The sequence below is a fragment of the Pseudomonas sp. PDM27 genome (assembly GCF_019219205.1).
In the GTDB taxonomy this organism is placed as follows: Bacteria; Pseudomonadota; Gammaproteobacteria; order Pseudomonadales; family Pseudomonadaceae; genus Aquipseudomonas; species Aquipseudomonas laurylsulfatiphila.
Genome location: NZ_JAHUWF010000007.1, coordinates 156,519 through 168,501, shown reverse-complemented (window position 1 = coordinate 168,501; position 11,983 = coordinate 156,519). Strand labels below are relative to the sequence as shown.

Here is an 11,983-nt window from a genome sequence, read left to right as displayed (position 1 = left end):
CCGCAGAATCAGCGCTTGCGCAGCAACACGCTACCAATCGAGTAACCGGCGCCGAACGAGCTGAGCACCGCCAGGGAACCGGCGGCCAGATCGTCCTGGTTCTTGTGGAACGCAATCACGGAACCGGCGGAACTGGTGTTGGCGTAGGTGTCGAGAATCACCGGGGCTTCCTGTTCGGTCGCATCGCGGCCCAGCAGTTTCTTGACGATCAGGTGGTTCATGCTGAGGTTGGCCTGGTGCAGCCAGAAGCGCTTCACGTCGCTGATGTTGAGCTGGTTCTCTTGCAGATGCTCAGCGATCAGCTCGGCCACCATCGGGCAGACTTCCTTGAACACCTTGCGGCCTTCCTGCACGAACAGTTTGTCCTTGGCGCCGATGCCCTCTTCCGCCGCGCGGTTGAGGAAGCCGAAGTTGTTGCGGATGTTGTTGGAGAACTTGGTCAGCAGCTTGGTGCTGACGATGTCGAACTGATACTTGGACGTCGCCAGGTCGGCACGCTCGATGATCACCGCGGTGGCGGCATCGCCGAAGATGAAGTGGCTGTCGCGGTCACGGAAGTTCAGGTGGCCGGTGCAGACTTCCGGGTTGACCATCAGGACCGCGCGGGCCTGCCCCAGTTGCACGCTGTTGGCGGCGGTCTGGATACCGAAGGTCGCCGAGGAGCACGCCACGTTCATGTCGAAACCGAAACCCTGGATGCCCAGCGCTTCCTGGACTTCGATGGCAATGGCCGGGTAGGCACGTTGCAGGTTGGAGCAGGCGACGATCACGCCGTCGATGTCCGCTGCGGTCTTGCCGGCACGCTGCAGGGCTTGTTCGGCCGCGCCGATGGCCATCTGGCACAGCACCGACCACTCGTCGTTGGAACGCTCCGGCAGGCGCGGGGCCATGCGTTGCGGATCGAGAATGCCGTCCTTGTCCATGACAAAGCGGCTCTTGATGCCGGAGGCTTTTTCGATGAATGCGGCACTGGACTCGGTCAATGCCTGCACTTCACCGCGTGCGATGGCGTCGGCGTTGTCGGCGTTGAATTGCGCGACGTAAGTATTGAAAGACTGGACCAGCTCTTCATTGGAAATGCTGTTGGCCGGGGTGTACAGGCCGGTGCCGCTGATGACGACGTTATGCATGGTCGTGTCTCTAATCTGTTCAGGCAGAAAGTATTGGCACCGTCGTACCAACACACAAAGGGTCTATTCCCGTCCGGGGACGCAAACCTGGCATCGCTTTATTCCGACCTGCCCGCGACCGTGAAGGCTCAAAACCGCGGGGCCGGCATTTATAGGCGCGAAGTTTGCCATAAACATTGGGTTTTGGCGCCTTTTTGCTGGATGAACCCTACCTGCGGGCCATGCAAAACTGTGGGAGCGAGCTTGCTCGCGATTGCGGCCTGACAGGCAACATAGATGTTGAATGTCATGCCCCCATCGCGAGCAAGCTCGCTCCCACAGGGTATTGCAGTGGTCTCAGGTCTAGGGTTCGACCTGGCTCCACTGCTTGTTCAGGCGCTTGTCGGAGATCGGCACCTTGGTTCCCAGTTGCTGCGCAAACAGCGAAACCCGGTATTCCTCCAGCCACCAGCGATACAACTCCAGCTGCGGATCGCGCTTGCCTTCCTGGGCGTGTTTATTGGCGCGGGTCTGGTATTGCGTCCACAGGCCGCTCAATTCGCCGCTCCAGACCCGGTCTCGCTGGACCTGAGCGCCGATTTTTTCGAAACGCTGTTCGATGGCCTTGAGGTAACGCGGCAATTCCTTGAGCCACTGCATCGGTGTTTCCCGGACAAACCCCGGATAGACCAGGTGGCTGAGCTGCTGCTTGATGTCGTTCAGGGCCACGGCCTGCGCCAGGTCGATCTTGCCCTTGAAGCGCTTTTGCAGACCATGCCAGAGCTTGAGGATTTCCAGAGTCAGCTTCGCCACACGCTCGGCGTGCTCGGTCCAGGCGCCACACTTGCGTTCGGCCAGGGACGCCAATCCGGCGCCATCGCGTGGCAGCGGGTCTTCACCTTCGAGAATGCAGCTGTCGAGGCTGGCCAGCAGAATGTCTTCCACCAGCGCATCGACACGCCCCATGTCGCGGTACAGCAGGCCCAGTTCGGTCAGGCCCGGCAACTTGCCGCGCAGGAATTTTGCCGACTCGGCCAGTTGTTGCATCAGCAAGCGTTGCAGGGCACGGCGATGCTGGAACTCGGCCTCGGCCGGCGTCGAGAACCGCCCTTCCTTGACCGTGCCCGCCTCTTCCACCAGCGCCGGATAGACCGTCATCGACAGTCCGGCGATCTTCTGCTGGGTTTTCTCGGCCACGGCGGCGAAGACTTTCGGCTCAACCGGCTGCTGGCTCTTCGCGGTTTGCGGCACCGCCAAGGCGGCCTGGCTGGCCTCGGCGAAACGCGCCGTCAACTCGGCCAGATCGCGCCCTTCGCCGAGAAACTTGCCCTGGCCGTCGACGATCTCCAGGTTCATCCGCAGATGGCTTTCGACCTGCTGTGCCGCCTCGGCCCAGGCTTCATCGCTGACCCGCGCTCCGGTCATGCGCAATAGCTCGCGACCCAAGGCCTGGGGCAGCGAGCCCTCGGCAAAGGTCATGCGCTGCAAGGCAGCCTTGACGAAGTCCGGCACCGGCACGAAATTCTTGCGCAGGGCCTTGGGCAGGTTGCGCACCAGGGCTATGCACTTGGCTTCGATAACACCCGGCACCAGCCAGTCCAGGCGCTCCGGTGGCAGCATCGGCAACAGCGGTGCCGGCACGCGCAGGGTCACGCCGTCCCGTGGATGGTTCGGTTCGAAGTGGTAGCTGAGGGCCAACTCCAGATCGCCGATGTGCAGCGTATCCGGGTAATGCTGTGCGGTGACCTCGCTGGCTTCACGGGCCAGCACGTCTTCTTCGCGCATGATGAGCAGCTGCGGATCTTTCTGACTGTTGATCCGGTACCAGCTGTCGAAGGTCGCGGTCTGATGAATCTCCGCCGGCAGCCGCGCGTCGTAGAAGGCGTACAGGGTTTCTTCATCAGCCAGGATGTCACGACGGCGGGCCTTGGCTTCCAGTTCGTCGAGTTGTTCCAGCAACTGTTTGTTGGCCGTCAGGCACTTGGCCTTGGACTGAATCTCGCCGCGCACCAGCGCTTCGCGGATGAACAGTTCACGAGACACCACCGGATCCACCGGGCCGTAATGCACCGGCCGCCGGCCGACCACGATCAACCCGAACAGGGTGATCTGCTCGAACGCAACCACCTGGCCGCGCTTCTTCTCCCAATGGGGTTCGAAGTGGTTTTTCTTGATCAGGTGCCCGGCGAGCGGTTCGATCCAGTCGGCGTCGATCTTCGCCACCATGCGCGCGTAGAGCTTGGTGGTTTCCACCAGTTCGGCGGTCATCAGCCACTGCGGACGCTTCTTGCCGATGCCCGACGACGGGTGAATCCAGAACCGCCGCTGACGCGCGCCGAGGTAATCGCCCTCTTCGGTTTTCTGGCCGATCTGGCTGAGCAACCCCACCAGCACCGCTTTGTGCAGTTTCGGGTAATCCGCCGGCTCTTTATTGAGGCTCAACTGCATGTCGCGGCAGATCAGGCTCAACTGGCGATGGGAGTCGCGCCATTCGCGCAGGCGCAGGTAATTCAGGAAGTTCTTGCGGCACCAGTTGCGCAGCGGGTTGGCGGTCAGCGCCTGGCGTTGCTCTTCGAATCCGCGCCACAGGTTGACCAGTCCGGCGAAGTCCGAGTCGGCGTCTTTCCACTGGGCGTGGGCCTGATCCGCCGCTTGCTGACGCTCCGGCGGTCGTTCGCGCGGGTCCTGGATCGACATGGCGCTGGCGACGATCAGCACTTCCTGCAAGCTGCCGAGCTTCGCCGCTTCCAGCAACATACGACCCATGCGCGGGTCCACCGGCAGCCGCGCCAATTGGCGCCCGAGCGGGGTTAACTGGCTGTTGCGATCCACTGCCGAGAGTTCCTGCAGCAGGTTGTAACCGTCGCTGATGGCCTTGCCATCCGGCGGCTCGATGAACGGGAACGCGCTGACCTCGCCAAGGCGCAGGTGCAACATCTGCAAAATGACCGCCGCGAGGTTGGTCCGCAGGATTTCCGGATCGGTAAATTCCGGGCGACCGAGGAAATCTTCTTCACTGTACAGGCGCACGCAAATGCCCGGCTCGACCCGTCCGCAACGGCCCTTGCGCTGGTTGGCGCTGGCCTGGGAAACGGCTTCGATCGGCAGGCGCTGGACCTTGGCCCGGTAGCTGTAGCGGCTGATGCGCGCGGTGCCGCTGTCGATCACGTAGCGGATGCCCGGCACGGTCAGGGAGGTTTCCGCGACGTTGGTCGCCAGCACCACGCGTCGCCCCGGGTGCGACTGGAAAATCCGCTGCTGCTCGGCCGGCGACAGGCGCGCGTACAGCGGCAGGATTTCGGTGTGCTTGAGCTGGGCCTTGCGCAGCATGTCGGCGGCGTCGCGAATCTCGCGCTCACCCGGCAGGAATACCAGCACGTCACCGGGACTGCGGCGCTCACTGCGCTCGTAGGCGGCAATTTCGTCGAGGGTGGCGAGGATCGCCTGATCCACCGTCAGGTCGTCCTCGACGCGGTTACCCTCTTCGTCCTGCTCAAGCGTCAGCGGGCGATACCAGGTGTCCACCGGGAACGTACGGCCGGACACCTCGACAATCGGCGCATCGTCGAAGTGTTTGGAGAAACGCTCCAGGTCGATGGTCGCCGAGGTGATGATGACCTTCAGGTCGGGACGGCGCGGCAGCAGGGTTTTCAGGTAACCGAGCAGGAAATCGATGTTGAGGCTGCGTTCGTGGGCTTCGTCGACGATGATCGTGTCGTAGCGTTCCAGATAGCGGTCGTTCTGGGTTTCCGCCAGCAGGATGCCGTCGGTCATCAGTTTGATCAGGGTGTTGGAATCGCTCTGGTCCTCGAAGCGCACTTGATAGCCGACCAACGCGCCCAACGGCGTGCCCAACTCTTCGGCGACCCGGCTGGCTACGCTGCGCGCCGCGATCCGCCGTGGCTGGGTGTGGCCAATCAAGCCATGCTGGCCGCGACCGATCTCCAGGCAGATCTTCGGCAACTGGGTGGTTTTACCCGAGCCGGTCTCGCCGGCGATGATCAGCACCTGGTGCTTTTCCAGGGCCTTCTTGATTTCGTCGCGCTTGGCGGCAATCGGCAAACTGTCGTCGTAACGAATCACCGGCAGGCTGGCGCGACGCGCCAGCACCTGCTCACAGGACGCCTGCATGCGCGCCACCCACTGGCCCAGCTTGGCCTCGTCGGGTTTCTTGCGCAGCTCAAGCAACTGCCGCCGCAGCCGGTGGCGGTCGGCGAGCATGGCGTGATCGAGGTTTTTCAGCAGTTTGTCGATGGAGGGCGATTCGTCGGTCATCGTAGGGGCAATTCGGTCGTCTATAGGCACAGGGGGCCGATTGTCGCAGATGCTGGAGTTCAGGCCCATACCGCAAATAAGCATGGGCCGGAATATGGATTACAAGGACAGTAGTTCTTGCTCCAGTCGCTTAATTCCCTCAACCAAATTACGAAAACTCGCCGAGCGACCATTATCGACTTGCAGGTATCGCCCGATTTCTCTTGAACCGCTAATTTTTTCGTATCGAAACTTGCTTAGAACCTTTAGCTCGTGACTAGGCGACCCTAAATAATCAGGATTTCGAAATTTCGCACTTTGCTGTTTGGACCTTATACCCTTTACACCTAATGCTGTCTCCACGGCCTGTAGATCGGCAAGGTAGAATGTTTCCAACTCACGACACGCGATCCTTACCAGCGCGTGGTTGGCTTTCCCCGAATCTTGACATTTACCCAGCAATCTAGCTTTGAGTGCTTTGCAGTCGGGATCACTATCCTGATCCCGCATCACGATAAAACGAGCATCAGTATTCAAGTACCCCTGCATCCTCATCGTCATTCGCTTCTCAAGATCCTGCTTCCCCTCAAAAGCTATGAGCTTGAACTCAATCTGCTCATCCAATATTCGCGGCAGAAAGCTTTCCAACATCACCTTTGCAGAACGTTCCTCTAATAAAAAGACAAGCTCTCTCCTCATTGCGGATCGGCCCCCTCAAAGAATCCCTGCTTCCACAAATACCCTAACTGATCGCCTTCAGCCATATATGCGCTGATTTGCGGGTCGTCTTTGGCTCGGCGGATTTCTGTACCACCATCCCGTTTCACTAGCCAGCAAACCTCATCCAACTCTGCAGCATTTAAAAAGTCGGGGGAGTGCGTGGACACTAGGACTTGCCCCCCTCGTAACGCGTATCCACGAAACTCCTCGGCCAACTCTTCCATAAGAGTTGGATAAAGTTGATTTTCTGGCTCCTCCACGCACAAAAGCGGATGAGGAACTGGATCATGTAAGAGAACCATATAAGCGAACATTTTAATGGTCCCATCCGAAACATAGCGATCCAAAAACGGAGTCTTAAAAGACCCATCTTGAAAACGCAGAGTCAGATAACCATCATCCATCAAGCGAGGTTCAATCCCCTTAACGCCAGGCACGCGCCTAGACATAGTCTCAAGTATTTTTTTAAATTGATCAGGGTGTTGTTCAAACATATATCTAGCAACTAATGGCAAATTATCGCCCGACTCAGACAAATGCTCCGAATCACCAGAAGGTTCTTTTCTACCCCTAGCAGAATTGATATGAAAATCTGAGACGTGCCATTGTTCAATTAGCTGCCGGAACGCATTTGCAGCCTTAAACCTTTCAAATTGGCCCAACCCCTTGATGGCCAGAGTATCAGAAGCTACCGACTGATACTCACGATCAAGTTCATCATCAGACCTTTTAAACTCTTCTTCATTGGTAATTGCAAAGCCTTGTCCATTCTCGAAATCCAGAAACCTATAAGGACTTCCATAACGACCGCGCTTATATCGCAAAATCTCCCTTTTCACATACGGAACGTTGCTGCGCTCTCCAATCTCCAGAGAGTAAGTCACCAATCGATTCACACCTGCAATAGGCATTCGATATTGAATTTCAATCAATATCGTGTCCCCATCACTTTCTCTACTCAACACTTCACGAAATCGGCCACGACTATCTAATGCCTGACGTACATTCCCCTTCAAGCAGTCATGCAAGAAACCAAAAACATCAAATAGTGATGTTTTACCGGCTCCATTTGCACCAACCACGATCAAAAACGAGGGAATATCCTTCAGATGAACATCTCTAAACACCTTGAAATTTTTGAGACGAATCGATTCAATTTTCATGCATACCTCGACTATCCGAGCTGTCATTGCGCGTTAGCAGGTATTGTCACAGACCTCGCAAGCAAACACCATGAGCGACCAGATCAACGCCCTCAAACTCTCAGTCGGCTTGTGAACTCACTCCCTAAATATGCGAGACCACCTATTCTTTGCCCCCAAGTCTTAGTAGATGTCCATGCTCCGGAGTAGTGGAAAGGTCCTATTCATTATCCAAACCTTTACGCCGATAGGGGAACACATCAATCACCTTCCCCGCCCGAATCGCCTCCTGCAGGCTTTTCCAGTAGTCGGCGTTGTACAGCTCGCCATGCAACTGATCGAACAACTTGCGCTGCCCCGAATCGGCAAACAGGAACGGCGGAAACTCTTCCGGGAACACATCCAGCGGCCCGATCGAGTACCAGGGCTCGGACGCCATCTCGTCTTCCGGCGTGCGCGGTTGTGGAATGTGGCGGAAGTTGGCCTCGGTGAGAAAGCAGATTTCGTCGTAGTCGTAGAACACCACCCGGCCGTGACGGGTGACGCCGAAGTTCTTCAGCAGCATGTCACCGGGAAAGATGTTGGCCGCCGCCAGTTGCTTGATCGCCAGGCCGTAATCTTCCAGGGCTTCGCGCACCTGCGCTTCGTTGGCGTTTTCCAGGTACAGGTTCAGCGGGGTCATGCGCCGTTCGGTCCAGCAGTGACGGATCAGTACCGTGTCGCCTTCCACCGACACCGTAGACGGCGCGACTTCCAGCAGTTCCTCCAGGCACGCCGGGTCGAACTTGCTCAGCGGGAAACGGAAGTCGGCGAATTCCTGGGTATCGGCCATGCGCCCGACCCGGTCGACGCTTTTCACCAGGCGGTACTTTTCGATCACCGTGGCGCGATCGACGTTTTTCGACGGCGAGAAACGGTCCTTGATGATTTTGAACACGGTGTTGAACCCCGGCAGGGTGAACACGCTCATGACCATGCCGCGCACACCGGGGGCCATGATGAACTGGTCGTCGGTATTGGCCAGGTGATTGATCAGCGCCCGGTAGAACTCCGATTTTCCGTGCTTGTAGAAGCCGATCGAGGTGTACAGCTCGGCGATGTGCTTGCCCGGCAGGATGCGCCGCAGGAAGCCGATGAACTCCGCCGGCACCGGCACATCCACCATGAAATACGAGCGGGTGAAGGAGAAAATGATCGACACGTCCGCTTCGTCGGTGATCAGCGCATCGATCTGGATGCCGCGACCTTCCAGGTGCAGCAAGGGAATTGCCAGCGGCCATTGCTCGTCGGCGGTGTAGATGCGCCCCACCAGGTACGCACCTTTATTGCGGTACAGCACCGAGGAAAACAGCTCGACGCTCAGCTCCGGGTCCTTGCACACCCAGTCAGGCAGGTTCTCGCGCAGTTGCGCTTCGAGGCGTTTCAGGTCACCGGACAGGTCGGCGTAATCCTCGCTGAAGCGGTAGTCGGCGAAGATGCTGGCAAGCATCGCCGACAATTGGCCTTGCGGCTTGTAGGTGCGGGTTTGCGCGGCCCGGGCACGGCGCAGGCTCGGCCGGGTGGTGTGGATGAACATGCAGCCGTCGCTGATCAGGTCATGGCTGAACAGCCCGCAGAAGATCGAGTTGTACCAGGTCTCGGACAATTCATCGTCGAAGCGCAGGTCGATCAGGCTGATGTAGGCACTTTTCACCAGTGGCCAGCAGCTGACGTCCAGTGTTTCGGCGTCAAACGCGGTGCGCAGTCGCTCCACGGTTTCACTGACTTTATCTTCGTACAGATTGATCCGCGCCGCCGACGCCGATTGCGTCTCTTGCCACCGGGCCTGTTCGAAGCGGGCCCGGGCACCGTCGGTGATCTGCCGGAAATGCTCGCGGTAATCGTCAAAGCCATCGAGGATCAAACGGGCGATGTCGGCGGCTGGCCATTGCTGCGGCATGGTGAGACCTCTGCGGGAATTCGGGAGGCTTGAGCTTAGCCAGTGAACCGGGTGCAGGAGAAGCGTAATTTTCCAGGCGCCGCGTCATCGACGCCCTGAAGAGTTCAATGCCCGGTTTTCGGTTGCCATCGATCACACACTCAGCAACACTTTCGCCCCTCCCTCAAGGAAGGACCGCGCTGTGAACCCCATCGATATTTTCCGTTTACTGTCCCTGGCGGCCATTTGGGGTGCGAGTTTTCTGTTCATGCGCATCATCGCCCCGGTGATCGGCTCCCTGCCCACCGCGTTTTTCCGCGTGTCGATTGCCGCCGTCGGGTTGCTGGTGATTCTTGGCCTGATGCGCATCAGCTGGGATTTCAAGGGCAAACTCAAGACCGTGATGCTGCTCGGGGTGATCAACTCCGGCATCCCGGCGACCCTGTACTCCGTCGCCGCGCAGGTGCTGCCTGCCGGTTACTCGTCGATTTTCAATGCCACGACCCCCTTGATGGGCGTGCTGATCGGCGGCCTGTTTTTCCATGAAAGGCTGACGGGCGCCAAGCTCGGCGGCGTGTTCCTGGGGTTGTTCGGCGTGGGCGTGCTGACCCGTGCCGGTCCGGTGGCGTTCGACATGTCACTGCTGATGGGGGCCGTCGCCTGCCTGCTCGCCACCACGTGCTACGGATTTGCCGGATTCCTCGCCCGCCGCTGGCTCGATCAGGCCGGCGGTCTCGATAGCCGTTTGTCGGCACTGGGCAGCATGCTAGGCGCGACCTTGTTCCTGCTGCCGCTGTTCGGCTACAGCGTGATCAGCCAGCCACCGGCGAGCTGGGGCGGCTGGAGCGTGTGGCTGTCGTTGCTGGGGTTGGGGCTGGGCTGCACGGCGTTTGCCTACATTATTTACTTCCGGCTGCTGAGCTCGATCGGCCCGGTGAAATCGATGACCACGACCTTCCTGATCCCGCTGTTTGGCGTGTTGTGGGGAGCGCTGTTTCTCGATGAGCCGCTGTCGATGGCGCATATCTATGGCGGGGTGTTGATTGCGTTGGCGTTGTGGTTGGTGTTGAAACCGGCTGCGGTGAAGCCGGGTTTGGTGGCTGAGCGGTAGAATTGTTGCGTGGTGGATGACGCCTTCGCGAGCAGGCTCGCTCCCACATTTGATCCGGGGGTTCACAAATCATGTGTTCACCGAAGATCCCTTGTGGGAGCGAGCCTGCTCGCGAAAGCGGCAGATCAGGCACTACAAGGCTGAATCACTCACCTCCCCATCCACCAACCGCCGAATCCCCAGCGGATTGCCGTTCTGCAACGCCTCGGGCAGCAGCGCGTCCGGATAATTCTGGAAGCACACCGGCCGCAGGAAGCGATCGATCGCCAGGGTGCCGACCGAAGTGCCCCGCGAGTCGGAGGTCGCCGGATACGGCCCGCCATGCACCATCGACTCGCAGACTTCGACCCCGGTCGGATAGCCGTTGAGCAGGATCCGCCCGACCTTCTCTTGCAACAGTTCCGCCAGCCAGCGGTACTCCAGCAGTTCGTCGGCTTCGCCAATCAAGGTCGCGGTCAATTGCCCGCGCAAGCCCTGCAATGCTGCCGCCAACTGCGCCCGATCCTCGACCTCGATGACGATGGTGGTTGGCCCGAACACTTCCTCCTGCAGCACTTCATCGCCCTTGAGCAACAGGCTGGCATCGGCCTTGAACACCTGCGGCTGTGCCTGATTGCCCTGTTGCGGCCGGCCCGCCAGATGGCTCAGGCCCGGATGTTCGTGCAGTTCGCCAAGGCCCCGGTTGTAGCTGGCCAGCGCGCCGGCATTGAGCATGGTTTGCGCCGGCTGCTGGTTCATGTGGGCGCAAAAAACCTCAAGAAAAGCACTGAACTGTGGCGAGCGCACACCAATGACCAGCCCGGGATTGGTGCAGAACTGACCACAGCCCAGGGTCACCGAACCTGCCAATTGCGCCGCGATCTGCTCACCGCGCACCGCGAGGGCTTGCGGCAGCAGGAACACCGGATTGATGCTCGACATCTCGGCGAACACCGGGATCGGTTGCGGCCGGTTTGCAGCCATGTGGCTCAGGGCATTGCCGCCCTTGAGTGAACCGGTGAAGCCCACCGCCTGAATCGCCGGATGCTTGACCAGCCATTCGCCGACACCACCGCCGTAGATCATGTTGAACACACCGGCCGGCATACCGGTTTTTTCCGCGGCCCGGATAATCGCGTCAGCCACCCACTGTGCGGTTGCCATGTGCCCGCTGTGGGCCTTGAACACCACCGGGCAACCGGCGGCCAGTGCCGAGGCGGTATCGCCACCGGCGGTGGAAAAGGCCAGCGGGAAGTTGCTGGCGCCGAACACCGCCACCGGCCCCAGGGCGATGCGGTACTGACGCAGATCCGGACGCGGCAGCGGTTGTCGGTCCGGCAGAGCTCGGTCGATGCGCGCACCATAGAAGTCGCCACGACGCAGCACCTTGGCGAACAGGCGCAACTGGCCGCTGGTACGGCCACGCTCACCTTGGATACGCCCGGCCGGCAATGCTGTCTCGCGACACACGGTGGCGACGAACGCATCGCCCAGCCCGTCGATTTCATCGGCGATGGCGTCGAGAAACCGCGCGCGCTTTTCCGCACTCAGGTTACGGTAGGTCGGGTATGCCGCAGCCGCCGCTTTGGCAGCGGCATCCACTTCGGCTTCGCTGGCCTGGAAGAAAGTTCCGGGCAAGGGCTCGCCGGTGGTGGCGTCGAGGCTTTGCAGCTGCAACGTGCCGTTGGCGCTGCGGCGACCGCCGATGTAGTTGTGTCCAGGAAACAGGCTCATGTGGATTCCTTGATCG

At 59.6% G+C, this 11,983-nt stretch carries 7 protein-coding genes; 1 reads left to right on the top strand and 6 read right to left on the bottom strand.

What is annotated here, in order from left to right; genetic code table 11:
• Window positions 1-8: 8 nt before the first annotated feature.
• From KW838_RS16420 to aceK, 5 genes are all read right to left on the bottom strand, one after another.
• Complete coding sequence (locus tag KW838_RS16420; RefSeq protein ID WP_102698950.1) at window positions 9-1,130, bottom strand: beta-ketoacyl-ACP synthase III; 1,122 nt, start codon at window positions 1,128-1,130, stop codon at window positions 9-11.
• A 342-nt stretch (window positions 1,131-1,472) separates the two neighbouring features.
• A complete protein-coding gene (gene hrpA, locus KW838_RS16415; RefSeq protein ID WP_218501748.1) occupies window positions 1,473-5,384 on the bottom strand; it encodes an ATP-dependent RNA helicase HrpA in 3,912 nt (1,303 codons plus the stop codon).
• Between the two features lie 99 nt (window positions 5,385-5,483).
• Window positions 5,484-6,062: a DUF4276 family protein gene (locus tag KW838_RS16410; RefSeq protein ID WP_218501744.1), complete on the bottom strand. Its 579-nt coding sequence runs from the start codon at window positions 6,060-6,062 to the stop codon at window positions 5,484-5,486.
• Complete coding sequence (locus KW838_RS16405; RefSeq protein ID WP_218501742.1) at window positions 6,059-7,246, bottom strand: AAA family ATPase; 1,188 nt, start codon at window positions 7,244-7,246, stop codon at window positions 6,059-6,061. Before KW838_RS16405 ends, KW838_RS16410 begins: the two co-directional genes overlap by 4 nt.
• 199 nt (window positions 7,247-7,445) lie before the next feature.
• Window positions 7,446-9,164, bottom strand: a complete 1,719-nt coding sequence (gene aceK, locus KW838_RS16400; protein WP_218501740.1) for a bifunctional isocitrate dehydrogenase kinase/phosphatase — start codon at window positions 9,162-9,164, stop codon at window positions 7,446-7,448.
• Between the two features lie 181 nt (window positions 9,165-9,345).
• Between aceK and KW838_RS16395 the strand changes: the two genes are divergently transcribed.
• Window positions 9,346-10,254, top strand: coding sequence for a DMT family transporter (locus KW838_RS16395; protein ID WP_218501739.1), 909 nt, complete (start codon window positions 9,346-9,348; stop codon window positions 10,252-10,254).
• 132 nt (window positions 10,255-10,386) lie between these two features.
• Here KW838_RS16395 and KW838_RS16390 read toward each other — a convergent pair whose 3' ends face one another.
• Window positions 10,387-11,967, bottom strand: a complete 1,581-nt coding sequence (locus KW838_RS16390) for an aldehyde dehydrogenase (NADP(+)) (RefSeq protein ID WP_218501737.1) — start codon at window positions 11,965-11,967, stop codon at window positions 10,387-10,389.
• Window positions 11,968-11,983 lie beyond the last annotated feature (16 nt).

Coding starts and splice junctions, on each gene's coding strand:
- KW838_RS16420 (WP_102698950.1), bottom strand. CDS start 1,130: ATGCATAACGTCGTCATCAGCGGCACCGGCCTGTACACCCCGGCCAAC.
- hrpA (WP_218501748.1), bottom strand. CDS start 5,384: ATGACCGACGAATCGCCCTCCATCGACAAACTGCTGAAAAACCTCGAT.
- KW838_RS16410 (WP_218501744.1), bottom strand. CDS start 6,062: ATGAGGAGAGAGCTTGTCTTTTTATTAGAGGAACGTTCTGCAAAGGTG.
- KW838_RS16405 (WP_218501742.1), bottom strand. CDS start 7,246: ATGAAAATTGAATCGATTCGTCTCAAAAATTTCAAGGTGTTTAGAGAT.
- aceK (WP_218501740.1), bottom strand. CDS start 9,164: ATGCCGCAGCAATGGCCAGCCGCCGACATCGCCCGTTTGATCCTCGAT.
- KW838_RS16390 (WP_218501737.1), bottom strand. CDS start 11,967: ATGAGCCTGTTTCCTGGACACAACTACATCGGCGGTCGCCGCAGCGCC.